Source organism: Bradyrhizobium cenepequi, assembly GCF_020329485.1.
GTDB lineage: Bacteria > Pseudomonadota > Alphaproteobacteria > Rhizobiales > Xanthobacteraceae > Bradyrhizobium > Bradyrhizobium cenepequi.
In genome coordinates, this window is the sequence record NZ_JAGKJI010000010.1 from 85,306 (window position 1) to 110,966 (window position 25,661).

A 25,661-nucleotide genomic window follows, 5' to 3' on the forward strand; every position below is an offset into this window, starting at 1 on the left:
AACGTCCCTTGGCAGAGCCGGCGCCGATACCGGACGACTGCCCGCACCTAGCTTCCCCAGCTAAAACCGTCGACGAACTTCCGGAGGAGTGGCCGCTCGGGTCTGGGCATAGGCCAGGAGCGGTAGGCGCACCCATCGCCGGAGCAGGCCCGGCAATCGGCGGTCGCAGAGGCTGCATCCCGGCGGCAGCGGGAGGAGACGGGGGACTGCCGCCGGGAGTGCCAACGCCGGGCTGGGGGTGGGGATTCCCGGCGTAGCTTGTGCCGGCGCTTGCGGCGCCGGCGGAGTGGAGAACGGGTTGATGCCATCGAGCGCGGGACCGCCATCGTGGCCCAGCATGTTGCTCTTCGGCTTGTGCGGCCGATCATCGCGAACCTTCACGGGACCGGCCGCCGGCAGCATCTCGCCCACGGCATCGCCCGGAACAGCGAGCACGCTTCGAGCGCAGCGGATGGCGCACCGTCGACATGCCCTCCAGCGGGGCCGAGGATGAAACCGATGTTGCGGTGGCAGTCTCGATCACCAGCCCGAGCAGCTTGAAGCTTTCGGACAGCATCTCCAAATGCTCGCGGCGGAACTCGTCATCGCGCCTGATACCTTCAAGCAATTCGCTTACAATGGTGTTCAGCTCGCCTTCATCCATCTTTGCAGCCAAGTTCGCATAGAACTTGTCATCGACGATGGACGGCGCAGCGGCCCGACCTGAAAGATCGATCGAGACCGAGCCGTCGGGGTTTTTCATGACAGCGGCGCCATCCTGCACAGTTGTAGTCGGGATGATGAGCGAACCGCTCATGCTTGTTGTTCTTCGGGATGGGCATTGGATTGTCTGTTCAGTCGTGCAGACGCTGATAATGAGCTTTGTGGGTTAAGAACGACTATCAACCACCCGACGAGAATGACGTTGCAACGCCGGCGAGGGAAATCACCTCTCGCCATAGAGTCGATAGACGATCGTTATTGCCGCACGCCGCGTGATGCCGTAGCGAGGAATACGACCAGCTGCATCTGCAGAGATCTCTAAACCCGTTGCCGCCCTTGGACCAATCCAGGTTGCGCGTGCCAACACCCCGACGTCCTTGACCGTGACGCCGCTCCTACGGCGGATTTGTCGTGCGCCACGTCGCCGACCGGATGCGGGACCGACGTAAGAGACGGAAAGACATTGCCATTTTGCAGATGGGGCAAGATGCCTACAGAAAAAGTTCGGAAATCCCGAATTGCGTTACGTGGGCAACGATCAAGCTGTTCTTGCACACTCAGCTCTGGTGGTGGCACGAAGCCAAGGTCCCCAACCCGTAGCCTGCTGCTCCCATTCCTCTCCGCTGAAGTCGATGAATGTTACGCCCGTCGCGCGCGTTCCGGATCGCCGCCGAACCGGTTTTTCAGCAGACTGCTAGACAAACTGATGGACCGCCGACGCGCCACAAACGCGATCGAGCATGTGCTTGCGAGCGAGCGCAAGGCAGCGGGCTGCGTTCTTGTCATGGAGGTGGCCGGATCGCGCTACTTGCCTTCTCAAGTTCACACCAAAGGTCGCATTTAGCCGACGCACATGGCAATAATCAGAAGGCATACAAACAATAACTTGTGCGAGAGGGCCTGCAAGATAAAGCTGAGCTGAGCCATGGACAACCGGGGCTTTAGCATTAGGCCTTACGAACATGGCAGATCACGTTATAGGGCCGGAATTGCTGGCAAGACTTCAAGCTCGCGAGTGTGCCGGCAAAGCACGGAAACCCACTTCCAGACTGACTTCCTCTATTCGATCCCGGTCAAGGATGGCTGGGTCGAGGAAAAGGGAAGCCGGTCGGTTCGTTGCAAATGGTGATGCAGATGCCGATCTCTTACAAGAATGACGTCTATCCCCTGTTTCGCGATTTTGATCGAAAATCGATGCTCGCAAAGCTTGATCTCTGGAAGTATGACGACGTAAAGCAGTGGGCGGACAAGATTCTGGTCGCGGTCGAGAACGGCCTGATGCCTTGCGACGCAGCTTGGCCCGACAAGAGCATTCAACTTTTCAAGCAATGGATTGCTGACGGAAAGCTGCCCTGAACGTCTAAAGCCATTCTCATTTACTCCAGCGTACAGTCGGCGGGCCTGCTCGATCGCTGATGCGGACCGGACAATGGGTCCGCTATCGATCCTGCCGGCCGCCGGACACGGCGGTTCAAGCCTGGCTGCGCCAGCGTGCGGTCAAGGCGCGGATCGATTTGCGCGAATTCTGGGAGAAATGAAAACCCGCGTCGGCCCGGCAAGGCTGACGCCGGCGAAAGAGCAAACATCGGACACCGACAATGACCGATAACAATAGCATGATCCCTCCACGCGATGAGCGCAACCCCGACGACGTTGACCACGAGCATGATCGGGAAAACCGCGTGGTCCCGGATCAGACCGAGACCTTCGTCTACACGAACAACATGGGTCAGCTTGTCATCCGGCAGCGGCATGGCCCGATGATGATGCTTGGGTCCGCTTCTCAGACCGTTATGAGCGGAACGATAATGGACCGCGATCGTTGATTTTTCGACGTTTTCGTTTGAGATTGATCCTGTTCATCGGGTTCTGGTGAGATTGCTTCTGGTGCGAACTGGGGCGGTCCACGTCGAACGTCTGTAGAGACCATGGGGTCTGCTCATGAGAATGCATGCGAATGTTGAGTTCGACGCGGGCACCAAGACATTCGCCTCGGGCCTCCTGCCGGATTTGATAGCTGCGCTCCGCCGCAGCCGTAAGGGCGACCTCGTGGCTGTGATCAGCGGCAATCCAAGTATCGGCCCCGAGCTCGAGGCATGGTGCCGCTTCACACGCAACAGTTTGGTCGACATAACAGTCGAAGAAGGTCGCAGTTGTTGGGTATTTCGGCACGGAGAGGCTCGTCAGAATGTCGGAGAGGATCGGCCTGTCGGCTCTCGTCTGTGGCTTTACACCAACTTCGACTGCAACCTGAGCTGCGACTATTGTTGCGTGCGCTCGTCACCCACAGCTCCGCGGCGAGCTCTTGGTATCGAGCGCGTGCGACGGATCGCTGCCGAGGCAGCGGAGCTCGGCGTAGGTGAAATCTTTGTGACCGGCGGCGAGCCATTTATGCTGCCGAATATCGGCAAGATCCTAGCCGCCTGTGCCGCGGCAGCGCCGACCACAGTTCTCACCAACGGCATGCTGTTTGCCGGAAGTCGGCTTGAGATGCTGCGCGCGTTGCCGCGTGAGCGCGTAACCCTGCAGATCAGCCTCGACAGTCCGACGCCGGAGCACCATGACAGCCATCGAGGAAAGGGGACATGGGTGCGTGCCCGGAGGGGGATCGAGCGCGCCCGCGCGGAAGGATTCCGCGTGCGATTGGCGGCGACGGTGTCGACTGACGCGGAGGCCGAGGAGTTCCGCAGCTTCCTTGACGCCCATCACGTTAGCGAGGAGAACCGGGTGATCAGGCGGATTGCCTTGCGAGGCTCCGCCGCGCAGGGCATCGCCTTGGCAAGGGCAGATTTGGTTCCCGAGGTGACGATTACAGCCGAAGGCGTGTTTTGGCATCCGGTCGGAGCCGAAGACAACGACCTGCTGGTCAGCCGCGAAATCTTTCCACTCGCCGCATCCTTCGCAGCTGTACGTCGTGCCTTCGATCGCGAATTTGAGCATCCGCGCCGTTTAGCAAAGATTTTCAATTGCGCCTGATAAAGGGTGGCAAGTGCGCTTGAGGCCGAAGCAGGTTTTTGCTCCTGGTAGCTAAGCCAAAGGCCGCGTCAAAAGACCTTGTTGGGTGGACGCTTCCCGTAGCTCGCTATAGGCTTCAAGCTGCGGCGCTATCCATTGGCGCAGCCCTTCGGCCTCAAGCACAGGACGATGGGTCGGATTGTCGTAGCTCATCCCGAAGAGCGCTTTCGCAAACTGTTGCTCCAGCGCGGCGTTCAGATCGGAGCGAGCAGTGAACATGCAGTGACTATAGGGCCGCGAGGTCCAGATCTCAGTCAGCGCGCCTTCCGGCACCAGACGCTCGGTACGCACTGCATTCCAGAACGGGCTGCCAATTGCACCCGCATCGGCACGGCCGTCGAGGACCGCACGAACGACATCGGACTCGCTTGTCCCCGTATCCCCATGCTTGCCGAGGTCGGAGTTGAAGCGCAGCGTTTGGTAGTTCTTTCCCTCAACCAGTCCCTCGCGTTGCAGGAAATAAACTGGGAGGATTGCCGCATGACCGCTGTCACGGCTGCCGAGAGCGAGGGTGCGGCTCTTAAGATCGGCAAGCGTAGCGACCGGCCCCCCGGTTACCGCGACGATCTTGGTCGCCCAGCCCACATCGGTATCGCGCATTGCGATAGGTCGGCAGCGGTGGTCGCTCCAGGCGTCAGCCTGGATATAGGCGAGGTTCGTGTTCCATGCGATGTCGATGCGCGGCAGCGGCTCGCCGGGTAAGGCCAGGAGGGCGGCGACCTGCGCCTCGTAGCTCTGGAACAGTACCACCTCGACCGGCAGTCGTGCTTCCTCGTGAAAATACCGTCGCATGCCCTCCCAGATACCGACCACCTTTGGGTCATACGCGACGGCACCTACCCAGATCGTCTGGCCCATGATTGCCTCTCACATGTCGAAGCTAACGTCCAATTGCGACAATCGCGATCCGAGCGCTGCCGGGCGGCGCAGTGCTTTCGCGCTCAGAACAGCGGCATTCCCAAAATGGCTTTGCCGATGAAGTCCCGCAGAACATCGCCTGTCGGCGCCATAACAGCGCCCGCATGGGCATCGCGGAACAATCGCTCGGTGGCCATATGCTTGGAAAACGCTGCGCCTCCGCACGCTCGCATCGCGGCCGAAGTGACGGCGATCGAAACATCACCTGCCGACGCCTTGCTCTCGAGTACGCGCAGCATGGTGGTATCTCGGGGGCGCTCAAGATGATCGATGAGATCGTCGACGCGCGCCGCAAGCCCATCTGTGTCGATCTGCATCGTCGCCAGTTGAGCGCGAAGCGTCGGCAGGCTCTCTCCGAGGGTCTGGCCCAAATGCTCGAAGCGAGCGCTTTTGAGATGAGCCGCGGTCGCGGCCACCGCGGCCCGGCAAAGGCCTAGCGCGACCGCCGACGTTCCGAGGTTAAACAGTGGAAGCACGATCTCCAGCATCGCCTTGAAACCGGCACCGTCCTCGGTCAGTTGGAGACCAGGCTCGACCTCGCAATCCTCGAGAATCATCGGCGCAGAAGCGTTGGCGCGCATCCCGAAACCATCCCATGGGCCGGCGACCGACAGTCCGGGCGTACCGCTGGCGACAAGGTAAAGGGTCGAATCCGTTGGACTTTTGCCTTCAGGAGCTAAGATCGAGACAATATAGCTTTGCGCGTGACCGGCACTCGTCACCCAAGATTTTTTGGCCGTGATGTATACGTTGGCGCCGTTGGGCTGCGCTCGCGAGACAGGCGTCCAGAAGTGGCTGCGCGATCCGGCTTCGCTGAATGCCAGGGTTGTCAGGTGTCGACCGGCCGAAATGTCTTTGAGTGTCGGTGCGACGGTAGCACCCGGACGTGCCGCCGCGATCGTCGCGGTGGCGCTCATATGCATCAGATAGACCATCGCGGCCGACGCGTCCGCTTCTGCGAGCGTCGCAATGACGGCCGCGAACGTCCGCGGTCCCAGAGCCGAGCCGCCCATCTCGGTGGGCAGCATGATCCCCAGCAATCCGGCTGAACCGAGCGCAGCGACTGCCTCGGACGAAAATCGACCATCCTTGTCGTTCTGTTTGGCTGCCGGCGCGAGAATACGGTCAGCGATCTCCTTGGCATTCGAAACTGCGGTCTCATGGTTCATAACGACACCTCGACACCTCGACACCTGGGCACTGTCTGTCACGTTCGAATATCGAACCCGCCTCTCCTTGCGACCGATGCTACGCGACCCGCGCCATCGGATCAACACGAGTAGCTCCGGCATGGCAGGCTCTTGCGGTACCAACAGCCAGTACAGGCCGTCGTTACTACGTTCTTCAAGGCCGCTTTGTTACATCACCTGAAATCCATTTTTTGTGACATCGGCGAACCTAGGCGGCGCTTGCCCGCCGTCCGGGGGAACGCTACCAATAACCGGCAGCAGCGTGACAAGGTTTGTCTGGTGATGGCGATCAATGATGGCGGGTCCCCGCCAATCCTCGCGGGAAAACATTACGCGCAGCCGTCTGCATTCACGCCGGAAAGTCTGCTGCGCGAAGCCCGCAGGCAAAAACGGATTACGGACTCCAGCATTCCCGACGTCTGCGTGCTCGATCCTGACGGCGACATGGTGCGCAGCCTGCTCGCCGGCGGCAAAGCCCGGCTCGAACCCGGATGGGCCTGCTATCACACGCAGCTTTACACCTTTAGCCGGAGCGGGATCGATTTCGGAATTGTCGGCTGCGCTGTGGGCGCCTCGTTCGCGGTGGTGATCGCTGAGGAAATGTTTGCATCGGGCTGCAAACTTCTGATCAGCGTCACCTCCTCCGGGCAGATCGTGCCGGTACGTCCGCCGCCTTATTTCATCGTCATCGAACGCGCCCTGCGCGACGAAGGCACCAGCTATCATTACATGGCAGCGTCCGACTATTCGTATGCTGATGCCGGATTGATCTCGGCGCTCAACGGTGCATTCCGCGAATTCCCTGTGCCGGTGCTTACGGGCGCGACTTGGACAACCGACGCGCCATTCCGTGAAACCCAGCCGGCGATCGACGCAATGGTTCAAAGAAACCTGATGGCAGTCGAAATGGAAGCTGCTGCACTCTACGCGTTCGCGCAAGCCCGACAAAAGCCCGTCCTGTGTTTTGCCCATGTGACAAATCAAATGGGACGCGTCGATGGTGATTTTGAAAAAGGCGAAGCAGACGGTAGCCGGGACGCGTTGCAATTGATCGCGATCGCCGCCGATCGCCTGCGGTCCCGGCTCCTTCCGTGAGTGTCGCGGCGATCGGGATCATTTGCAAGGCGCCACAACCCGGCCGCGCAAAAACGCGGCTTGGGACGGCCATTGGCGCAGTTGCGGCGTCGGAACTCTCGTCCTGCTTTCTGCGTGACGTCGCCGCAGCCATCGACGCGGTCCCCGAGACCCTTGGCCGGCGAGGGTATGGTGTCTATGCGCCCGCGGGAGTCGAACACATCATGCGGGAGCTCCTTCCGGCAACGTTCGGGCTCATGCTGCAGGTTGGCGACGATCTCGGTGATGTGCTGTTCGGTGCCACGCGCGATCTCCTGATCGATGGACATGACTGCGTCTTGCTCGTCAATGGTGACAGCCCGACCCTTCCTACCCGTTTCCTGATGCAGGCGATTGAAATCCTCCGCGAGCCGGGCGATCGAATGGTGCTCGGGCCGGCGAGTGATGGCGGCTACTATCTTATCGGCTTGAAACACCCGCACAGGCAGCTGTTCACGCGAATTGCCTGGGGAACCGAAACCGTGGCTCGCAGCACATGCGAGCGCGCTGCCGAAATCGGGCTCGCCACAACGTTGCTTCCGGAATGGTACGATATCGACGATGTTGAAACGTTGGGCTGGCTTAGGGACGAATTGGCCGGCAGTTCCGCGCGCTTTCGTGGCGGTGGTCTTGCCGCGGCGAGCCGGGCCTTTCTCGAGGCAGCGCCGCAGATAGACCCATGAAGCCAATGGCGGCGGCTGTTCCCAGTCAATTCGATCGACTTGCGCGCTCCGCCAGCAACATGCCTCCGCTTCACCTGTTGGCCGGCATTGGTGCAGCCCTGCTGGCTCTGACTCTGGCGACACCCCTTGCCCTCGAGGCCTATGGTGACAATGCGTTCATTGCTCTGAGCATCGCCGCAGGTCTACTGACGATCGTAGCGACACGCCTGGTCGAGCGCGCGCCACGTGATCGAGCGCTATGGCTTATCTTTGGGCTTGGGATAGCGCTGAGAGTCTATGCGCTGCTGTTCGATCCGCTTCTGTCCAGCGACATTTATCGTTATGTCTGGGATGGCAAGGTGCAGGCCGCCGGCATCAATCCCTATCGCTACATGCCAGCCGATGACGCGCTGGCGTTTCTGCGCGACGGGATGATCTTTCCTCACATCAACCGGGCTGATACCGCCGTAACCATCTATCCTCCGGTGGCGCAATTCTTCTTCCTCATTGTCACGCGGTTCGGCGAAACCGTGACGACGATGCGACTTGCACTGCTGGGCTGCGAGTCAGTTACCGTCACCTTAATCATGCTCCTGCTGCGGCGTATGAACCGTCCGGTGACGCGCGTGATCGCCTATCTTTGGCACCCGCTTCCCTTGTGGGAAATTGCCAACGGCGGCCATGTCGACGCGTTGATGGTTGCCCTGATGCTGTTGGGCCTGTGGATTGCCCTGATGGGCCATGCTCTCCGCGGAGCCGCCGTGATCACTCTTTCACTGCTGGTGAAGCCCTATGCGGCGCCGGTGCTGGCTGGAATTTGGCGCCCTTGGGACCTCAGGATGCCACTCGTCGTGATCGCTATCGTCGCGCTCTGTTATGTTCCCTATTTGTCGGCTGGCTGGGGAGTTCTCGGATTCCTGACCAAGGGCTATCTGACGGAAGAGGGGATTAGTGCCGGCAACGATCTCTGGCTGTTGTCCCTCTGGCGCCTTTTGTTTGGCGAGTATCAAGGTGACGTTGTCGTCTACGTCGCACTGGCCGCTCTTGTCCTCTTGTTCAAGGGGCTCTCCGTGGCCCAAAGCTCTGACCGCACTATCGTATTGACGCTTGCCGACATCAACATGCTGTTACTCCTTACGCTCTTGTTGTTGTCACCCAACTATCCCTGGTATTTTCTGATCATCATGCCGTTTGTTGCCCTGTGTGGATCCGCGTCCACCTGGGTTGTGTCGATCGGAGCGCTGTTGCTGTCTGAGCAGCTCGACTGGGATTTCTACATTCCGAGAATAGTGACCAAATCAATTCTGTTCGGAGGTCTTTTTCTAGCCTGTGCCTTCACAGCCTGGAGAGCCCGCATGCAGCGGAGTGCAGATACGGAGGCATCACGATGAGCCTTTCGCGGGACGCTCGCGCGCCGTTGGATCCGCGCCGATATCACGAGTCGGTCACGGTCGAGCGCACCGAGATCGCCCCGCGTCCGCCGGTCTGCCTCTATCTGGAAGTGACCAACCGCTGCAATCTGCTGTGCACGACCTGTCCTCGCACCTATGAGGAGCTCGAGCCGCCGGCGGACATGAGCTGGGACCTGTTTACGTCGATTGTCGAGCAAGTCTCCGATCTCTCGCGCGCGGTGCTGCACGGCGTCGGCGAACCGATGCTGGTCGCAAACCTGCCCCGGATGGTCAGGTACCTGAAGGAACGCGGCGTTTACGTCCTGTTCAACACCAACGGAACAGTCCTCAGCGAGCGCAACGGGCGTGCGCTGATCGACGCCGGGCTTGACGAGCTACGTGTGTCGCTTGATGCGTCAAATCGCGAGAGCTTCAAGGCGATCCGTGGCAGGGACTATTTCGGCCGCATCATCCGCAATATACGTGCATTTCGCGAGCTTCAGGAGCGGGAGGGGCGCACTAGGCCGCAAGTTTCTGTTTGGCTTACCGGCCTGAAAGATACTGTCGAGCAACTCCCGGCATTTGTGAAAGTTGCAGCGGAGATCGGTGTCAAGGAAGTCTATCTGCAAAGGCTCGTGTTTTTCGACGAAGCGGCAATTGGCAAGGCAGGTCCTGATCAGGCGCTGTTCGAACGCCTGACCGAGGGGGAAGCGGCGTATCTGAAACAGGCCGAGGATCTTGCACGCTCGCTTGGCGTGGCCTTCAGCGCATCAGGCGCAGCGAGCGAGCCGGGGTTAAGTCTGAGAAGCAGCGGCGACGGTTCGCCATGGTCGCTCTGCCGGCGGCCGTGGTCGTTGATGTATTTCACGGCCAATGGTCGCGCCTTGCCGTGCTGTATCGCGCCGTTTTCGCAGCATGGCTACGACAACTATACGCTCGGCCATGCGGGGCAGCAGTCCTTGGAGGACATCTGGAACGGGCCCGCGTATCGCGACTTTCGCACGGCGCTCCTTTCAGACAAGCCGCCGAAAAGCTGTGCGAATTGCGGCCTGCGCTGGAGCCTGTGAACGAGGTGACCAATGAGATCGGCGCACGGCGTCACCCGGTCGTCTCTGCGGTCATTCCGTGCCTTGATGAGGAAATAGCGATTGGCCAGGTCGTGACCGCGGTGCTGGCGCAGAATGTGAGCGAGGTTGTCGTTGTCGACGGCGGCTCCCGGGACCGTACGACTGAACGGGCGGAGGCCGCGGGAGCTCGCGTGATTGTCGAGCCTCGGGCCGGCTACGGCCGCGCGATCCAGGCGGGCATCGCCAAAGCGCGCGATGATGCCGACATTGTAGTCTTCCTCGATGGCGATGGCAGCGATCCTGCCGAATTCATTCCCGATCTGGTATCGCCGATCGTCGCCGGGCAAACCGTTTTCGTTCTCGGCTCGCGCGTTCGCGGTCCGCGTGAGCCCGGGAGCCTGGCGCCACAGCAACTCTTCGCGGCCTATGTCGGCGGGCTGCTCTTGCGCCTCGTCTATGGCGCAAACTTTACTGACCTTTCGCCGTTTCGCGCCATCCGTCGGGACGAACTCATACATCTCGGCATGAAGGAGGAGACATACGGCTGGAACCTGGAAATGTTGATGCGCGTTGCGGCAGCCCGCCTGCCGGCACTGGAAATCGCCGTCGGGCAGCGGCGCCGGATCGGCGGCGTATCGAAGGTCTCCGGCAATCTCATCACTGGCGTCAAGGCGGCCTGGTCGATTTCAGCGACATTTGTTCGCCTCGCGTTTGAGCTCCGAACTCAGCAGCGGTGATCAGCGAGCGCCGGTACGATCTCCACAAGCAACGATGTCCCGGGGAGATTTTAGACCTCCTACCTCGGGTGGAGAAAACTCCGCCAGGTATCCGCCATCGCCTGCGAGCTGGTGCGTAGCGATCTCGCGATAGCCAACGGCGGCCAACTCGCAGCGCAACAGCTCAATTGGCGTGCCATGCTCCGACGTGGGGCGCTCAAGGTCGACAATTCCGACCCGCGCGCCCCGCTTCAAGGCGGGCGCGAGATTGTAGAGGAATGCATAGGGCTGAGCTATCTCGTGATACATGTGCACGAGGAGGGCGACATCGAGCGAGGAAGCGGGCAGGCGCGGGTCGTGCGGTTCGCCCAGCGCGAATCTGACGTTTATCAGCTTCAGGCGTTGCGTTCGCATGGCGAGCGCGATGAGATAACGCCGCGTGACGTCCTGGGCGATGACAGAGCCGGTGGGACCGACGAGCCGCGAGAGACGCACTGTGTGATAACCGCTACCGGCACCGATATCGCCAATCGTCATGCCTGACTTGAGGTCAAGAAGACGGGCTATCTCGCCGGCCTCATTCAGTGAATCGCGGCGCTCCTCGGAGGCGCGGGTTGGGCTGACGATCTGTGCAACCGGACGCTGGGGCGAGGGAAACTCTTTTGCGGGGACTCCTGGCGGAGCCAGATAGCCGATGTCGGCGGCGTATGCGCAAGCCACGTCCAGCGCCGCAATAAACATCGCTGCGCGCACCAGTGCGATCATTTGCCTGCCAGGCATTCGGCGTGCTCGTCCAGTTCTGTCAGCTCACGGGATGACTCCAGCATGATCTCTTCCACGCAAAATGATTGCAACTAACCCGCGATGTTGAAGAACCAGCCGATAAGGCCCTTCTTGTCGCGCACGGCAGGGATTTTGCGGCGCAACCAAGCATCAAGGCCGAGACTGCGGCCGGCGCTCTCGACCACGAACAGGAACATCAGCAAGGCCAGAAACATATACGTCCACGGCCACTCTGCCGGATTGCCATAGAGGCCGAGCCACAGTTGCAGCACGTAGGCGATGGCCAGCACGCCAACCAGCCGCACGGCAAGCCCGAGGATCATCGATGCTGCAAACACCAGTTCGGCAAGAAAGACAATTGGTCCAAAGATCGTCATGTTAGGCAACACGACATCCTTCATGAATGTGCGGTGAAATTCGAGAGCCGCGTGCGTCGTTTCCTGTTCGGTCCAATATTGCAGACCATCGGACACGGGCAGCGGCAGTTTCCACAACATGCCTTGGAACCACATGCAGCCGATCAGGACGCGGACCAGCCAGATGCCAAGATGTCGGCCAGTACGCTGCGCCGGATCCTCCCGCCAATTCTGGAAGGCCACTGCAATGCCGGCGATCAGCAGCGCCCAGAACAGGGCCAGGATCAAATAGCGCCAGTTTCCCAGACGGAGATAATCACCCGTACCCGCCGTCAGGAATTGCCACGCATTGGTGAAGGGATTGTTAGGCATAGGCGGGTGCTCCAGAGATTTGGATAGCTACTCAGCGTAAGGCGCACCACCGTGCGAGCGATCGAGAGGTGCGCCTACCTGGGCTACTACGCAGCAGAACGTGCAATCATTACGCTGAAGAGCGCCGGCATTGTACGATTCGACAGCGCGCCAACCCGCTGTTGCGAGCGACTGGATCGAGAACCAGGCGACTGATCTGTGAACCACACACGATCAATCGCTCGAACGAACCTCTCCGCTCCTCATTGCGCGTTGATCCAGTTTTCCGATCCCGTCAGCTTAACCGACACATCCGAAAACGAAAGCTGCATGGGCTTTCCGTCGAGCGTCCCACGGTGATCTGTTGAGATCAGGAGTGGGCCAGCCTTCTTGTAGCCGGCCCACGTCGCGATCACGAGCTTGGGCGGCTTGGTTCCGCCCCGGTGGTAGGCGATCTCCTTTATTCGCTTGTCCGCGCCAACGTACAGGTCCCAGGTGTCGCCGCGGTCGTAGCCGCCCTCCGACGGGTATTTCACCACAAGCCGTTCAGCGGAATCGTCGCCCAGGGGTAATTTGTGCGTGCCCTCGTTGGTCACGGTAGGGGCGTCCCATACGACGTGCAAAGGGAGGATCAACCAATATTGATCGTTGATGAATGCCGGATCGATTTCGTTCTTTATGGCATCGCTTTGGCTGCTGAGCTGCGAGCGCTGATAGGTAGCCTTGACCGGGTTGCCTTGCTTATTTTTCCCCTCGTAGGAGACAGTGTCGGTCTTCGGGCTCCACTCCCATCTGCGAGTAACTTTGACACCAGGCAATTCCGCATTCCAGGTGTAGCGGATTGCCTCGATTTGCCCAAACGAATCAAGGCCGTAGGTCTTTGCCATTTGTTCGGCGATCGGAGGGAGCTGTTGCGCCCGGGAAGTCGCAGGGAGGATCAACAGCATGCTGAAGGCGAAAAGGCGGATCACATCGAGTCGGCTCATTTCTCTGCGGGCCTGAGTATTGCTCATGTCGAGCTCCCTAGGTTTGGTGCAGTTGTGTTGACCGAGCTGAGATCGCCCAGAATACTGGAAATTTGCGTTGTGTACTGTTAGAGATTGCAGCTGTCGCCAGCCGCCGCAATCGCAGCCTCTCAGGACTTCATCGCCCATCAATGTATCTCGCCGATAACTGAGTCCGGCGGTGGGGAACACGACGACTTCAACCTTTTGATGCGCCGTCGCGGCCCAATCTGCGACTGAAGGGCAGGGTGCCTAGCCGGGCAGGAGATGCAGCACTGATCTGCTGCTGCTAAAAGATAGCGGCATGTCGATGCGCGAATAAGGGGCGTTTCTGGCGCGGTAATCACGAAACGCGACCTAGGTGAACCCCTGCCGCGATGTCATTGATCTTCGGACCCGGGACGTCGAGGGAAGGGCCGGGTAGCGCGCAGCGCCGCTGAACGGCGTTTCTGCTGACGGGACTGGTCGGCGGCTTCGGGACGGTCGTCTTAGCCGGATACGACATTGCGTTGACCAGCGGCGCGCCGGCTGCATGAGCCGACGAGAAGGGCATCTTGCTGAGACTCGAATAGAGCGCAAATGACTCAGGTCCAACCAGAAACGACAGCTCGACGCTGACGGCGAGAACCCGAATTCGCATAATAATGAACCTTATGCGAAGTCGATTTGACCTGTTTCTCGAACCAACGCACCTGCTGGCTCCTCTGGTGACAGCGCCAGCCGTTCGGATCCAAAAGGAACCCCGCGTTTTTTTTGCGGCCCACGTCAATTCGAAAAATCGAGCCGAAAGTCGTCAGTCATGCCTGTGGGATGCAAAATCGAGTCGTTCTCTAATATAAGTCAAAATCGAGTCGTTGTTAGAGCGAGATCGAGTCGTTCTTTCGGTGTTCACCCAGCTTGGGAGGCGGGCGCAGAGTCAGATCGTGCGAATCCGAGTCAGGTCTGTTGCGAACCGATACGCTCTGATTTCACTGGTGGGCCCGGCAGGACTCGAACCTGCAACCAGACCGTTATGAGCGGCCGGCTCTAACCATTGAGCTACAGGCCCCGCCGCGGACGTCCGGTCGAGCGTGATCTCTTCGGAACCCCGGGGCCGCCTTGCTGAGGCAGGCCCGGGGCCGGATCATGCTTGATGCGGCCGGCAACGGTGCCGGCTCCGTTTACAGGCTAAGGGGCGATCGGGCAATCCCGGCGCTTTAGTCCACCGAAACCCCGGCGAACTCCACCACTTTCCGCCATTTCTCGGTTTCGTCGGCGACCAGCTTGCCGAATTCGGCGGGGGTCATCGGCTTGGGAATGCCGCCGACCTCAGCCAGGCGGGCGACGAGCTTGGGATCCTTCAGCGCTTTGCCGACCGCCTTGTTGAGGATATCGACGACCTCCGGCGGCGTGCCCTTCGGCGCCGAGATCCCGTAGAACCCGACCGATTCGAAGCCCGGCACGGTCTCCGCGATCGCGGGAATATCAGGCACGCTGGGCCACCGCTTTGGCGAGGTGACGCCAAGCGCGCGGACATTGCCGCCTCGCGCCTGCTCCAGCGCCGAGGGGAGGTTGTCGAAGATCAGCTGCACCTTGTTGGAGATGATGTCCGGAAAGGCGATCGCCGAGCCGCGATAGGGCACGTGCTGCATCTCGCATTTGGTCATCGCCTTGAACAACTCCGCCGACATGTGCACCGAGGTGCCGTTGCCGGACGATGCATAGGAGACCTTGCCCGGATTGGCCTTGCAGTAATCGATGAACTCCCGAACGGTTTTCACCGGCATCGCATTGGAGACCACCAGCATGTTGGTGAGCTGCATGATGCTGGCGACCGGGGTGGTGTCGCGCAGGAAGTCAAAGGGCAGCTTCTTGTAGAGCGAAGTGCTGATGGCGTTGTTCGGCGCCACGAACAGCAGCGTATAGCCGTCGGCAGGCGAATTGATCGCGGCGGCGGCTGCGATGTTGCCGCCGGAGCCGGTGCGGTTCTCGACCACGAATTGCTGGCCGAGATGGTCCGACAGCCACTGGCTCATGATGCGGGCGACGATATCGACCGGCCCGCCGGCGGAAAATCCGATCAGCCAGCGCACCGGGCGGTTCGGATAGTCCGCGGCGGAGGAGGGGGCGATAAGACTCAAAAGACAAATCAAACCAAGGGACGTCGCACGCAAAAATCGAAGCATTATGTTTCCTCGTCATTTTCTTGTTACCGTTGCGGCCATGCTTTCATAAAATTCCGGCCTTGCCTACAACCTCTGCAGCACAAAGATCCGTCAATCCCGTGCAAGAAGATGTTGGAGGCCGCCAATGAAAATCGCTTTGATGGTTTGCACTGTTGTCCTGCTCGCCGGTGGGGCGGCCGCACAGGAGGGAGGCAAGGCCATTTCCAAGACCACGATCAGCCTGGGGACGGCGACGCCGGGCGGCGGTTTCCCGCTCTATGGCAATGCCTTTGCCGAAGCCATGAACGCGGCAGACTCGAGCCTTGCGATCGCGCCGCGCAACACCAAGGGCTCGAACGAGAACATTCCGCTGCTCGAAGCAGGCCAGCTCGACATCGCGACAGTGGCAGGCGAGCCCGCCTATGAGGCGTTCATGGGAATCGGGCGGCCCGCGACCAAGCTCAAGATCCTGACCGCGATGTATTCGAGCCCCGGCATGTTCGTGGTGCGGGCCGATAGCCCCTACCGGACGATCCGCGACCTCGTCGGCCAGCCGGTTGCCTTCGGCGCCAAAGGCTCGGGCCTACCGATCCTGTCGCGCTACATCCTCGATGGCATCTCCCTGAAGCAGGACGAGGATTTCAAGTCGATCTATCTCGATCGTGCCGGCGACGGCCCGGCCATGGTGCAGGATGGCCGCGCCGCAGCGCTCTGGGGTGCCGGCGTCGGCTGGCCGGGCTTTGCCGCCATGGCGGAAAGTCCTGCCGGAGCGCGCTTCATCGCTCCGAGTGCGGAGGAGATCGCGCGCATCCGCGCCAAGCACACTTTCCTGAAGCCGCTGACGATCCCACCGAACAGCTATCCGAAGCAGACGGAAGCGATCGCCTCCGTCGGCTCGTGGAGCTTCATCCTCGTGCGCGAAAGCCTGCCTGATGACGTCGCCTATCGGCTGGCGAAGACACTGCACGGAATCGAGGGCGAGTTCTGCAGGAAGCTGGCGCAGGCCTGCGAGACGACGGCCGCGAACACGGTGGCGGCGGCGCCGAATGTGGAGATGATTCATCCAGGTGTCTTGAAGTATCTTCGCGAGATTGGAGTAGCAAAATGAGGCGAGTGGCGAATAGCGAGTAGCGAATGGATAACCACTCCCCGCCTTCCCGATTCGCCACTCGCTACTCGCCATTCGCCCATCTTACTTCTTCGCCAACCCACACGCCGGATCCGGAGGGCCGAACGCGTCTTGGCCGGAAATCCTGGTGAGGATCTTGTAGTAGTCCCATGGATATTTCGATTCCTCCGGCGACTTCACCTGCACCAGCATGAGGTCGTGGATCATCAGATTGTCCTCGCGCAGCTTGCCGTTGCGGGCGAAGAAATCCTCGATCGGCTTCTCGCGCATCTTGGCCGCAACCTTCAGGGGATCGTCGGTGCCGGCCTCCTTGATCGCGTTCAGGTAATGGATCACGGAGGAATAGACGCCCGCCTGCCACATCGTCGGCATCCGGTTCAGCTTGGCGAAATAGCGCTTCGACCACTCGCGGGTCTTGTCGTCCATGTCCCAGTAGAACGACGTCGTCAGCAACAGGCCTTGCGCCGTCGGCAGACCCAGCGAATGGATGTCGGTGATCAATGCGAGCAGCGCCGCCATCCTCTGGCCAGCCTTGAACACGCCGAACTCGCCGGCGGTCTTGATCTCGTTCATGTTGTTGGGCGGCCCGGCGGCGATGCCGATGATCTTCGCTTTCGACGCTTGTGCCTGCAGGATGAACGACGACAGATCGGGCGTCGCAAACGGCGGCCGCACCGCGCCCAGCACCTTGCCGCCGTTCTTGGTGACGACGGCTGACGCATCCTTTTCGAGCGAATGCCCGAATGCATAGTCGTCAGTGATGAAGAACCAGCTATCGCCGCCGCGCTTCACCACCTCCCGCGCGGTGCCGACTGCGAGCGCCCTGGTGTCGAACACCCACTGCATCGCGTAGGGCGAGCAGAACTTGCCATGGAAGTCGGTCGCTCCCGTCGAATGCGTGATGAACAGCCGCTTCCGCTCATTGGCGACGTTTTGCACCGCGAGCCCGACCGCGGAGACAGGGACGTCGACGATCAAATCCACCTGATCGACGTCATACCAGCGTCGCGCGATGCTGGCGCCGATATCGGCCTTGAGTTGATGGTCGCCCACGATCACGGAGATCGGCTTGCCCAGCACCTTGCCGCCGAAATCGTCGATCGCCATCTGCGCCGCGGTGACCGAGCCCTGTCCTGTCGGCGTTGACGCCGGGCCGTTCATGTCGGTGAGGACGCCGATCTTGACGACGTCGTCGGAGACTTGCGCCAGCGCCGCGGTCGAGGCCAGCATGGCGCCGGCCAGCGCGCCGAGCATGGAAAATGGTCTGTCGAACATTACATCGAACATTCTTGTCTCCCTCCCTGGACCGGCACATTGGCCGTTATTGCTTGTTCCGGGACGTGAACCCGGGTGAATTGGTTTCTTTTGCAACCAGGCCGGGTCGGGGTCAACGCGTCCTTTCGGAGCAGGGACGTGCGGCGGTACCTGTTGATTTCTCACCTGATACAGTAGATAGGCGGAGCCATGGTTCTGACCCAGCGCCTGCCGGCTTCGCTCACGCCACTGGAAACCGTGCTCACTGCCCTACTGCGCGCGCTCGAGCCGGTGCAGCCGATCGAGGTGCCGCTTTCGGACGCGCTATGCTGCATCGCGGCCGAGATGCAGCCACTGCCAGCGCATCCGCCGCATGATGTTGCCGCCACCGATGGTTGGGCGCTGCGCGCCAATGATCTGGTCGGCGCCTCCTCGTACTCGCCGTTGCCATTGGCGGCGCCGCCTGCCTGGGTCGAAGCCGGTGACGCCATGCCCTGTGCTTGCGATTGCGTGCTCGATGCCGAGCTGGTCGAGGTGGGCGGGCCCATTGCGCAGGTGCTTGCCGAGGCGATCCCGGGGCAGGGTGTCAGGCGCAAGGGCCAGGACATTGCCGAGGGGAGTCTCGTTGCCGAGGCTGGACAGCGCCTGCTGCCGCGCGATCTTCTGATAGCGCGCACAGCAGGGATTGAGCGGCTCAAGGTGCGACGGCCGCGCTTGCACATCGTCAATATTCCCGGCGCGACGGCGACCGCCAACCTGCTCGCGGAGAGCGCACGTTCCGCCGGCGCTGAGGTCATCAGTCGCGAGGCCGGCGCGCGCGATGCCGCGTCGATCGTCGCCGCGTTTGAAGATGCGGCCTGCGATCTCCTCATCACCATCGGCGGCAGCGGCGTCGGCCGCACCGACGCGGCGGTGAGCGCGCTCGCTGCGCGCGGCGAAGTCATCACCCATGGGATCGCCCTGCAACCCGGCCGCACTGCGGCGGTCGGCCGTCTTGGAAAGACGCCGGTCGTCGCGCTGCCCGGCGCGCCCGACCAGGCGTTTGCGGCGTGGTGGGCGCTGGCGCTGCCGGTGCTCGATCGGTTGACCGGACGGCGGCCGCGCAGGACGCTGTCGTTGCCGCTGTCTCGCAAGATCGCCTCGCTCGTCGGCATTGCCGAGTTCGTGCTGCTGGAACGACAGCGCGATGCCTGGATGCCGATCGCGGTTGGCGAGCTCTCGCTCGATGCGATCGCGCGCGCCGAGGCGTTTCTGGTCGTGCCCGGCGGTTCCGAAGGATTTGCTGCGGGCAGGCCGATCGATGCCTATATGTTGCGGGAATGAGTTCCGACATGACCAATACATCTGCGAAGGGGCGCGGCAGTTTCGATCAGGACCAGTTCCTGACCATCCTGTCGCGCGAAGAGGCGCTGGCGCGGTTCGAGGCTGCCCTGTTTCCGCGGCCGGTGGCCAGCGAAGCACGGCTGCTGCAGCAGGCGCTCGGCTGCGCGCTGGCCGACGATGTCGTCGCACCGATTGACGTGCCGCCGTTCGACCGCTCCAACGTTGATGGTTTTGCGGTGCGCTCCGCCGATCTTGAGCAGGCGAGCGAGGCCACGCCGGTTCGCCTCGTGCTGAACGACGAGGTGATCGCCTGCGGCACCGCGCCGGCGCGGCCGGTGCTGTCTGATACGGCGACGTCGATTGCCACCGGCGGACCGGTGCCGCGCGGGGCAGACGCGATCGTGATGGTCGAGCACACGCAGCCCGCGGGCCAGCGCGCAATCGAGATCCGTCGCGCCGCGTCGCCCGGACAACTTGTGTCTTATGCCGGCTCCGATATCGCGCGCGGCGAAACGCTTCTGCGTGCCGGCACCATCATCGGCTCGCGCGAGATCGGCATGCTCGCGGCCTGCGGCATCGCGCAAGTTCGCGTGGCGCGGCGGCCGCGCGTCGCCATTCTCTCGACCGGCGACGAGTTGGTGCAGCCGGGCCAGCCGCTGCGTCCGGCCGCGATCTACGACACCAACGGCGCCATCGTCACGGCAGCGATCTCCGAGAATGGCGGCGATGCCGTCTTTGCCGGCGCCATTGCCGACGACGAGGCGCAACTCGAATCCGCCATGCGCAAGGCGCTCGCCGAAAGCGACATGCTGGTGCTCTCCGGCGGCACATCGAAAGGCGCGGGCGATGTGTCCCATCGCATCATCGCGCGGCTCGGCAAGCCCGGCATCATCGCCCATGGTGTGGCGCTGAAACCGGGCAAGCCGCTGTGCCTTGCGGTGTGCGACGGCAAGCCGGTGGTGATCCTGCCGGGATTTCCAACCTCGGCGATGTTCACCTTCCACGACATGATCGTGCCGGTGCTGCGGCGGATGGCGGGCCTTCCGCCGCGCTCCGATGCGAAGGTGGCGGCAAAGGTGCCGGTGCGGATCGCCTCCGAACTCGGCCGTACCGAGTTCGTCATGGTGTCGCTGGTCGAAGGCAGCGACGGTCTGATCGCCTATCCCAGCGGCAAGGGCTCCGGCGCGATCACCTCGTTCGCGCAGGCCGACGGCTTCCTGAAGATCGACGCGCTGGCCGATCAGATGCCCGCTGGCACTGAGGCCGAGGTGACGCTGTTCACGCCGCATGTGCGCGTGCCCGATCTCGTCATCGTCGGCAGCCATTGCACCGGGCTCGATCTCGTCACGGCGCCGCTGGCGCGCGCCGGGCTCTCGGTGCGCTCGATCGCGGTCGGCAGCCTCGGCGGGCTTGCGGCAGCCAAGCGCGGCGAATGCGATTTCGCGCCGATCCATCTGTTCGATGAGAAGAGCGAGACCTACAATGTGCCCTATCTCGCCGATGGGCTTGAGCTCGTGCCGGGCTGGCGGCGGATGCAGGGCATCGTGTTCCGCAGGGGCGACCGACGCTTCGAAGGCCGGTCGGTGCAGGATGCGGTACGCGCCGCGCTCGCCGATCCCGCCTGTATCATGGTCAACCGCAACCAGGGCGCCGGCACGCGCATCCTGATCGACCGCCTGCTTAGCGGTGCGCGTCCCGACGGCTACTGGAATCAACCGCGCTCGCACAACGCGGTTGCCGCTGCCGTCGCCCAGCATCGCGCCGACTGGGGCATGACGATCGCGCCGGTAGCGCATGCGTCCGGACTCGGCTTCATTCCGCTGGCGGAGGAGCATTACGACTTCGCATTGATGACCGCGCGCAAGCATCGCCCGGCGGTGCAGGCCTTTCTCGAAGCACTTGCGTCGGATGAAAGTCGCGCGGCATTGGAGCGGGCGGGATTTCGCCCTGCGTAGTCGCGTAGGGTAGGCAAAGCGCAGCGTGTCCACCATCAGGCACTCCGCTCGCGACGGTGGGCACGCTGCGCTTTGCCTACCCTACGATTCCGATTCGATTGTCAAACAGCAGAGGGGATGTGAATCCGCATTCTCGCGGCATGATGTGCCCGAGGCTTGCGTTCGTTTCACCCTCTCATTGAGCAGAGGCGCAGGGAAAGCCGGGTGCCGGTTGCACCCGTGGGCCCCGTGCAACAAAAAGCACGGGGGTAGGGCCACAGGTTCAACCGAAGCATTCCGGCTTTCCCTGCGCGATGGCCACAGAAAGAGGATCAGCTCTACTGACGCTTCCTCTCCAGTTTCGCGCTAAGAAACGTTATTACTAAGCGTCCGTTCATGGCTCGCGCTACAACACACAGCGTCATTTCGGGGCGCGCGAAGCGCGAGCCCGGAATCCATTTCGCCACCAGCTCATGCGGCCCGATAGATTCCGGGCTCGCGCCAAGAGGCGCGCCCCGGAATGACAGTGGTGTCAGTCCGCTGCCGCATCCAGCGCCGCCAGCCTTTCGGCTTCGGCGATATCCTCAACGGTGTTCGCGTTGAAGAACGGGTCGAGCGGCTCGGTCGGCCAGTTTACAGTGGCGAGCTTGTAGCGGGCGGTCCAGCGGTCGATTTTCCTGATGTCTTTGACGGTGAGGGCGTGGCGGAGTTCGTCGCGGAGCGACACGCTCCATAGTCCGATCACCGGATGCGACTGACCGGCAGAGGCTGCCACGGCCAGTTGCGCGTTTTCTTTCACCAGCGCCTCGTGGAGGCGTGAGACGAGATCACGCGGCAGGAAAGGGCAATCGGCGGCTGCGCTCAAGACCAGCGAGACCTCCGGCCGGTTTGCCGCCATCCATTCCAGTGCCGCCAAGATGCCGGCGAGAGGCCCTGGGAAATCGGCGACGCTGTCGGCGACGACGGGCAAACCGAACGCGACAAAGCGCGCGGGATCGCCATTGGCATTGAGGATGAGGCCGTCGCACTGCGGCGCGAGGCGCGCAATCACGCGCTCCAAGATCGTGCGGCCACCGATCGTGCGCATCGGCTTGTCGCCGCCGCCCATCCGCCGCGCGAGGCCGCCTGCGAGCAACACACCGGGAATCCGCGAATTCACTTCACCTCTCCCGCTTGCGGGAGAGGTCGGCGCGTAGCGCCGGGTGAGGGTTCTCTCCACCCGGGGGAGTCCCATTGCGGAGAGACCCTCACCCCAACCCTCTCCCGCAAGCGGGAGAGGGGGCGCAGCGCCTTTGTGGATGCACCTGATGTCATAATGTCAGTCGTCACCAGCTTCGCCCTTGCGCTTGTGCTTGGCGGATTCCTCCTCGACATAGTCGAGGTTCTGGTCGAACACGATGCGCTCCTGGCCTGACAGCGCGATGAAGCGTTTGCCGCGCGTGCGCCCGATCAGCGTCAGCCCGACCTGCCGCGCCAGTTCGACGCCCCAGGCGGTGAAGCCGGAGCGCGACACCAGAATCGGAATGCCCATCCTGACCGTCTTGATCACCATCTCCGAGGTCAGCCGACCCGTGGTGTAGAGGATCTTGTCGCCGGGGTCGACACCATGGCGGTAGATCCAGCCGGCGATCTTGTCGACGGCATTGTGGCGGCCGACATCCTCGGTGTAGCAGATCGGCGTCCCCTCCTTGCACAGCACGCAGCCATGGATCGCGCCGGCTTCGAGATAGAGCGAGGGCATGGTGTTGATCGCATGCGTCATCTGGTAGAGCCAGGAGGTGCGCAATTCCGCCTTCGGCAGCGCCACGTTTTCGACCGCCTCCAGGAGATCGCCGAACGCCGTGCCCTGGGCGCAGCCCGAGGTCTGGGTGCGCTTCTTCAGCTTTTGCTCGAAATTGGTGTGGTGCTCGGTGCGGACGACCACCACCTGCAGGTCGTCGTCATATTCGACCTCGGTGACGGCGTCGTCGTATTTGAGCATGTTCTGGTTGAGGAGATAGCCGAGCGCGAGATATTCGGGGTAGTCGCCGATCGTCATCATGGTGACGATCTCCTGCGCGTTCAGATATAGCGTCAGCGGCCGCTCCATCGGCACCTTGATCTCGACGCTGGTGCCGGTCTGGTCGGTCCCGGTCACCTGCTCGGTCAGGCGCGGGTCGTCCGGGTTGGGAACGATCAGGGGAGCAGGCGCTTTCTCAATCTTCATCATGGCGGTCAGGTTAGCATGACTTTCCCTGCCATCCGATATAAGCATGTCGGAAGCTTAGAGGAATAAGGGCTTCGCACGTCATTGCGAGCGCAGCGAAGCAATCCATCCGTCTCCGCGGAAACTATGGATTGCTTCGTCGCTTCGCTCCTCGCAATGACGGCGGAGCGGGTGCAATGACGGCGGAACGAGTGGGTTCCTTTTGGGACGAGGTCGTATGAAAGTGATCGGACTCGCAGGCTGGAGCGGCGCCGGCAAGACCACCTTGCTGTCGCGCGTGATTCCGCACCTGCTGGGGCTGGGCCTGCGCGTTTCCGTGATCAAGCATGCCCATCACGAATTCGACGTGGACGTGCCCGGCAAGGATTCCTGGGTGCACCGCCAAGCGGGTGCGACCGAGGTGCTGGTCTCCTCCAGCCGGCGCTGGGCGCTGATGCATGAACTGCGCGGCGCCAGCGAGCCGCGGCTAGCCGAACTGCTTGCCAAGATGGCGCCGGTCGATCTCGTCGTCGTCGAAGGCTTCAAACGCGAGCCGCTGCGCAAGATCGAGGTGTATCGTGCCGCCAACAACAAGCCGCTGCTGTTCCCCGATGATCCCGGCATTGTCGGGATCGCGACCGATGCGGCGATTGAAACCCGGCTGCCGACCGCCCATCTCGATGATGTCACCTCCGTTGCCGCCATGATGCAGCGCGCCGCCGTCGCGGTCGATGAGATCCTGGCGAAGAGCGAGACCTGAATGGCGCAACTGTCCGACGATTGCTTTGCCTCCAGCGGGCCGATGATGTCGGTCGATGAAGCCGTGCGCCTGATCACAACGCGGGTAACGGCGATACCCGATATCGAGACCGTCGCGCTTGCGGAGGCCGACGGACGTATCCTCGCCAACGAAATCCTTGCGCCGCTGCCACTGCCGCCTTTCACCAACTCCGCCGTCGATGGCTATGCAGTGGCGAGCCGCGATCTTCCCAAAGCTTCGGAGCAGGCGTTTTCCATCAGTGGACGGGTGCAGGCGGGCGCGGCGGCGAATGCGCCGATCGAGCCCGGTCATGCCGTGCGCATCTTTACGGGCGCGCCGCTGCCCGATGGCGCCGACACTGTATTCATGCAGGAGGATGTCCGCCTCGAGGGCGACAAAGTCGTCCTGCCCGCCGGCCTGGAGCCGGGCGCCAATGTGCGGCCGGCCGGCGAGGACATTCCGCTCGGCCACGCCGCGCTGCAGGCTGGAAAACGCCTGCGGCCGCAGGATGTCGCGCTGGCCGCGGCGTTCGGCCTCGTCAAGCTCGACGTGATCAGGCGCATCCGCGTCGCGGTGTTCTCGACCGGCGACGAGCTGGTCTCGCCCGGAGAGCGCCGCGCGCCGCCGCAACTGTTCGATTCCAACCGCTTCATGCTGATGGCAATGCTGCGGCGGCTCGGCTGCGAGGTCAGCGACCTCGGCATTCTCCGCGACGAGCCCGCCAGCCTCGCACGCGCGCTGAAGGACGTCGCAGGCCACCACGATCTGATCCTCACCACCGGCGGCGTCTCGACCGGCGAGGAGGATCACGTCAAGGCCGGCGTCGAGAGCGTCGGCCGCCTGGTGCTGTGGCGGATGGCGATCAAGCCCGGCCGTCCGGTCGCGATGGGCATCATCGGCGGCACGCCGTTCATTGGCCTGCCAGGCAATCCCGTTGCGAGCTTCGTCACCTTTGTTCACGTGGTGCGGCCAACCATTTTGGCGCTGTCCGCCGCCGTGCCGGAGCCGCTGGTGCCGATGCCGGTCCGCGCCGAGTTCACCTACAAGAAGAAGATCGGCCGTCGCGAATATGTCCGCGTCAACCTGCGTCAAGCGCAGGATGGCATGCTCGAAGCAGTCAAGTTTCCACGCGAGGGCGCAGGGCTGTTGTCGTCGCTGGTCGACACCGATGGCCTGGTCGAACTCAGTGAACCAATCACACGCGTCGAACCCGGCCAGACCGTCGGATTTCTGTCCTATGCAAGCCTGATCTGAAGCTCTCGCGGAGCGATTGACGCTGCGCCAATGCTTCGCCATGTTCGCAAACATGACGACGACAAAACTCGATCTCACCGGTCTCAAATGTCCGCTGCCCGCGCTGAAGACGCGCAAGGCGCTGAAGGCGGTCAAGCCGGGTGATTTTCTCGAAGTGCGCTGCACCGATCCGTTGTCAGTGATTGACATCCCGAACTTGATCCGCGAGACCGGCGACAAGGTCGAGATCACCGAGCGCAACGACAGCCGCATCGTGTTTTTGATCGAGAAGACAAATGGGTCGATAGAGAAAATCGATGATGCTTCGTCCGCGCCGCAACGGTAGCCGTGCGCTGCAACAGCCGCGCTGCTTGGTACCTACCTTTTTCCTATCGACACATTTCAGACGTTCTGACCAACTGGTGGAGTAG

Annotated in this window: 24 protein-coding genes and 1 tRNA gene; 14 read left to right on the plus strand and 11 right to left on the minus strand. The window is 62.0% G+C overall.

Translation table 11 applies throughout. From position 1 onward, the window contains the following. Positions 1 to 364 precede the first annotated feature (364 nt). Positions 365 to 763, minus strand: a complete 399-nt coding sequence (locus tag J6497_RS14160) for a hypothetical protein (protein WP_225704875.1) — start codon at positions 761 to 763, stop codon at positions 365 to 367. Between the two features lie 1,067 nt (positions 764 to 1,830). Here J6497_RS14160 and J6497_RS14165 point away from each other — a divergent pair. The 3 genes from J6497_RS14165 (at position 1,831) to J6497_RS14175 (ending at position 3,678) form a co-directional block, all read left to right on the plus strand. Next, the gene (locus J6497_RS14165; RefSeq protein WP_225704876.1) at positions 1,831 to 2,058 is read left to right on the plus strand and encodes a hypothetical protein; all 228 of its coding nucleotides are present in this window, start codon (positions 1,831 to 1,833) and stop codon (positions 2,056 to 2,058) included. A gap of 242 nt (positions 2,059 to 2,300) precedes the next feature. Further along, positions 2,301 to 2,528, plus strand: coding sequence for a hypothetical protein (locus tag J6497_RS14170; protein WP_225704877.1), 228 nt, complete (start codon positions 2,301 to 2,303; stop codon positions 2,526 to 2,528). Between the two features lie 121 nt (positions 2,529 to 2,649). Next, positions 2,650 to 3,678 (plus strand): Rv1681 family radical SAM protein, encoded by a 1,029-nt coding sequence (locus J6497_RS14175; protein WP_249793559.1) that lies wholly within the window; start codon positions 2,650 to 2,652, stop codon positions 3,676 to 3,678. A gap of 51 nt (positions 3,679 to 3,729) precedes the next feature. Here J6497_RS14175 and J6497_RS14180 read toward each other — a convergent pair whose 3' ends face one another. Together J6497_RS14180 and J6497_RS14185 are read right to left on the minus strand one after the other, a co-directional pair. After that, positions 3,730 to 4,575 carry a phosphate/phosphite/phosphonate ABC transporter substrate-binding protein gene (locus J6497_RS14180; protein WP_225704879.1) on the minus strand — a complete coding sequence of 282 codons (846 nt, stop codon included), beginning with the start codon at positions 4,573 to 4,575 and terminating at the stop codon, positions 3,730 to 3,732. Between the two features lie 83 nt (positions 4,576 to 4,658). Continuing rightward, a complete protein-coding gene (locus J6497_RS14185) occupies positions 4,659 to 5,804 on the minus strand; it encodes an acyl-CoA dehydrogenase family protein (RefSeq protein ID WP_225704880.1) in 1,146 nt (381 codons plus the stop codon). 132 nt (positions 5,805 to 5,936) lie between these two features. Between J6497_RS14185 and J6497_RS14190 the strand changes: the two genes are divergently transcribed. From J6497_RS14190 to J6497_RS14210, 5 genes are read left to right on the plus strand one after another with little or no spacing between them, the layout of a single operon-like run. Beyond that, a complete protein-coding gene (locus J6497_RS14190) occupies positions 5,937 to 6,920 on the plus strand; it encodes a nucleoside phosphorylase (protein ID WP_312010290.1) in 984 nt (327 codons plus the stop codon). Beyond that, the gene (locus J6497_RS14195) at positions 6,917 to 7,621 is read left to right on the plus strand and encodes a TIGR04282 family arsenosugar biosynthesis glycosyltransferase (RefSeq protein ID WP_225704881.1); all 705 of its coding nucleotides are present in this window, start codon (positions 6,917 to 6,919) and stop codon (positions 7,619 to 7,621) included. Before J6497_RS14190 ends, J6497_RS14195 begins: the two co-directional genes overlap by 4 nt. After that, positions 7,618 to 8,991, plus strand: coding sequence for an MptA/MptB family glycosyltransferase (locus J6497_RS14200; RefSeq protein WP_225704882.1), 1,374 nt, complete (start codon positions 7,618 to 7,620; stop codon positions 8,989 to 8,991). The genes J6497_RS14195 and J6497_RS14200 overlap by 4 nt, the downstream gene beginning before the upstream one ends. Then, the gene (locus J6497_RS14205) at positions 8,988 to 10,058 is read left to right on the plus strand and encodes a radical SAM protein (RefSeq protein ID WP_225704883.1); all 1,071 of its coding nucleotides are present in this window, start codon (positions 8,988 to 8,990) and stop codon (positions 10,056 to 10,058) included. The genes J6497_RS14200 and J6497_RS14205 overlap by 4 nt, the downstream gene beginning before the upstream one ends. A gap of 5 nt (positions 10,059 to 10,063) precedes the next feature. Continuing rightward, positions 10,064 to 10,795, plus strand: coding sequence for a glycosyltransferase family 2 protein (locus J6497_RS14210; RefSeq protein ID WP_225704884.1), 732 nt, complete (start codon positions 10,064 to 10,066; stop codon positions 10,793 to 10,795). On the opposite strand, the gene J6497_RS14215 is transcribed toward J6497_RS14210, so the two are convergent. From J6497_RS14215 to J6497_RS14235, 5 genes are all read right to left on the minus strand, one after another. Beyond that, a complete protein-coding gene (locus J6497_RS14215) occupies positions 10,796 to 11,539 on the minus strand; it encodes a class I SAM-dependent methyltransferase (RefSeq protein WP_225704885.1) in 744 nt (247 codons plus the stop codon). Positions 11,540 to 11,628: 89 nt separating this feature from the next. Continuing rightward, positions 11,629 to 12,201, minus strand: a complete 573-nt coding sequence (locus J6497_RS14220) for a TQO small subunit DoxD (RefSeq protein WP_225704886.1) — start codon at positions 12,199 to 12,201, stop codon at positions 11,629 to 11,631. Between the two features lie 326 nt (positions 12,202 to 12,527). After that, positions 12,528 to 13,277, minus strand: a complete 750-nt coding sequence (locus J6497_RS14225) for a hypothetical protein (protein WP_225704887.1) — start codon at positions 13,275 to 13,277, stop codon at positions 12,528 to 12,530. A 963-nt stretch (positions 13,278 to 14,240) separates the two neighbouring features. Then, positions 14,241 to 14,316, minus strand: a tRNA-Ile gene (locus tag J6497_RS14230). A gap of 148 nt (positions 14,317 to 14,464) precedes the next feature. Further along, positions 14,465 to 15,433 (minus strand): Bug family tripartite tricarboxylate transporter substrate binding protein, encoded by a 969-nt coding sequence (locus tag J6497_RS14235; protein WP_225704888.1) that lies wholly within the window; start codon positions 15,431 to 15,433, stop codon positions 14,465 to 14,467. Between the two features lie 124 nt (positions 15,434 to 15,557). Between J6497_RS14235 and J6497_RS14240 the strand changes: the two genes are divergently transcribed. Further along, positions 15,558 to 16,520 (plus strand): TAXI family TRAP transporter solute-binding subunit, encoded by a 963-nt coding sequence (locus J6497_RS14240; protein ID WP_225704889.1) that lies wholly within the window; start codon positions 15,558 to 15,560, stop codon positions 16,518 to 16,520. A gap of 84 nt (positions 16,521 to 16,604) precedes the next feature. Here the strand turns inward: J6497_RS14240 and J6497_RS14245 are convergent, their stop codons facing one another. Next, positions 16,605 to 17,795 carry an ABC transporter substrate-binding protein gene (locus J6497_RS14245; RefSeq protein WP_225704949.1) on the minus strand — a complete coding sequence of 397 codons (1,191 nt, stop codon included), beginning with the start codon at positions 17,793 to 17,795 and terminating at the stop codon, positions 16,605 to 16,607. A gap of 216 nt (positions 17,796 to 18,011) precedes the next feature. Between J6497_RS14245 and J6497_RS14250 the strand changes: the two genes are divergently transcribed. Then, positions 18,012 to 19,118: a molybdopterin-binding protein gene (locus J6497_RS14250; RefSeq protein ID WP_225704950.1), complete on the plus strand. Its 1,107-nt coding sequence runs from the start codon at positions 18,012 to 18,014 to the stop codon at positions 19,116 to 19,118. An 8-nt stretch (positions 19,119 to 19,126) separates the two neighbouring features. After that, positions 19,127 to 21,073 carry a molybdopterin biosynthesis protein gene (locus tag J6497_RS14255; RefSeq protein WP_225704890.1) on the plus strand — a complete coding sequence of 649 codons (1,947 nt, stop codon included), beginning with the start codon at positions 19,127 to 19,129 and terminating at the stop codon, positions 21,071 to 21,073. Between the two features lie 511 nt (positions 21,074 to 21,584). Here J6497_RS14255 and mobA read toward each other — a convergent pair. Continuing rightward, positions 21,585 to 22,187, minus strand: coding sequence for a molybdenum cofactor guanylyltransferase MobA (mobA, locus tag J6497_RS14260; protein WP_283844425.1), 603 nt, complete (start codon positions 22,185 to 22,187; stop codon positions 21,585 to 21,587). 183 nt (positions 22,188 to 22,370) lie between these two features. Beyond that, positions 22,371 to 23,261 carry a formate dehydrogenase accessory sulfurtransferase FdhD gene (locus tag J6497_RS14265; protein WP_225704951.1) on the minus strand — a complete coding sequence of 297 codons (891 nt, stop codon included), beginning with the start codon at positions 23,259 to 23,261 and terminating at the stop codon, positions 22,371 to 22,373. Between the two features lie 214 nt (positions 23,262 to 23,475). Between J6497_RS14265 and mobB the strand changes: the two genes are divergently transcribed. From mobB to J6497_RS14280, 3 genes are read left to right on the plus strand one after another with little or no spacing between them, the layout of a single operon-like run. Beyond that, positions 23,476 to 23,997, plus strand: coding sequence for a molybdopterin-guanine dinucleotide biosynthesis protein B (gene mobB / locus J6497_RS14270; protein WP_225704892.1), 522 nt, complete (start codon positions 23,476 to 23,478; stop codon positions 23,995 to 23,997). Further along, entirely contained in the window at positions 23,998 to 25,251 is a 1,254-nt protein-coding gene (locus J6497_RS14275; RefSeq protein ID WP_225704893.1) for a molybdopterin molybdotransferase MoeA, read from the plus strand. It abuts the gene before it with no gap. Between the two features lie 52 nt (positions 25,252 to 25,303). Further along, on the plus strand, positions 25,304 to 25,576 hold the full coding sequence (locus J6497_RS14280) for a sulfurtransferase TusA family protein (RefSeq protein WP_225704894.1): 273 nt from the start codon (positions 25,304 to 25,306) through the stop codon (positions 25,574 to 25,576). The last annotated feature ends 85 nt before the right edge of the window (positions 25,577 to 25,661 follow it).

Excerpts from the sequence above, each read along its gene's own strand:
- J6497_RS14215 (WP_225704885.1), bottom strand. The coding sequence starts at position 11,539 with ATGATCGCACTGGTGCGCGCAGCGATGTTTATTGCGGCGCTGGACGTG.
- J6497_RS14240 (WP_225704889.1), top strand. The coding sequence starts at position 15,558 with ATGAAAATCGCTTTGATGGTTTGCACTGTTGTCCTGCTCGCCGGTGGG.
- J6497_RS14170 (WP_225704877.1), top strand. The coding sequence starts at position 2,301 with ATGACCGATAACAATAGCATGATCCCTCCACGCGATGAGCGCAACCCC.
- J6497_RS14265 (WP_225704951.1), bottom strand. The coding sequence starts at position 23,261 with ATGATGAAGATTGAGAAAGCGCCTGCTCCCCTGATCGTTCCCAACCCG.
- J6497_RS14175 (WP_249793559.1), top strand. The coding sequence starts at position 2,650 with ATGCATGCGAATGTTGAGTTCGACGCGGGCACCAAGACATTCGCCTCG.
- J6497_RS14255 (WP_225704890.1), top strand. The coding sequence starts at position 19,127 with ATGACCAATACATCTGCGAAGGGGCGCGGCAGTTTCGATCAGGACCAG.
- J6497_RS14165 (WP_225704876.1), top strand. The coding sequence starts at position 1,831 with ATGCAGATGCCGATCTCTTACAAGAATGACGTCTATCCCCTGTTTCGC.
- J6497_RS14280 (WP_225704894.1), top strand. The coding sequence starts at position 25,304 with ATGACGACGACAAAACTCGATCTCACCGGTCTCAAATGTCCGCTGCCC.
- mobB (WP_225704892.1), top strand. The coding sequence starts at position 23,476 with ATGAAAGTGATCGGACTCGCAGGCTGGAGCGGCGCCGGCAAGACCACC.
- J6497_RS14200 (WP_225704882.1), top strand. The coding sequence starts at position 7,618 with ATGAAGCCAATGGCGGCGGCTGTTCCCAGTCAATTCGATCGACTTGCG.
- J6497_RS14185 (WP_225704880.1), bottom strand. The coding sequence starts at position 5,804 with ATGAACCATGAGACCGCAGTTTCGAATGCCAAGGAGATCGCTGACCGT.
- J6497_RS14275 (WP_225704893.1), top strand. The coding sequence starts at position 23,998 with ATGGCGCAACTGTCCGACGATTGCTTTGCCTCCAGCGGGCCGATGATG.
- J6497_RS14205 (WP_225704883.1), top strand. The coding sequence starts at position 8,988 with ATGAGCCTTTCGCGGGACGCTCGCGCGCCGTTGGATCCGCGCCGATAT.
- J6497_RS14245 (WP_225704949.1), bottom strand. The coding sequence starts at position 17,795 with ATGCTCGGCGCGCTGGCCGGCGCCATGCTGGCCTCGACCGCGGCGCTG.
- J6497_RS14235 (WP_225704888.1), bottom strand. The coding sequence starts at position 15,433 with ATGCTTCGATTTTTGCGTGCGACGTCCCTTGGTTTGATTTGTCTTTTG.
- J6497_RS14225 (WP_225704887.1), bottom strand. The coding sequence starts at position 13,277 with ATGAGCAATACTCAGGCCCGCAGAGAAATGAGCCGACTCGATGTGATC.
- J6497_RS14180 (WP_225704879.1), bottom strand. The coding sequence starts at position 4,575 with ATGGGCCAGACGATCTGGGTAGGTGCCGTCGCGTATGACCCAAAGGTG.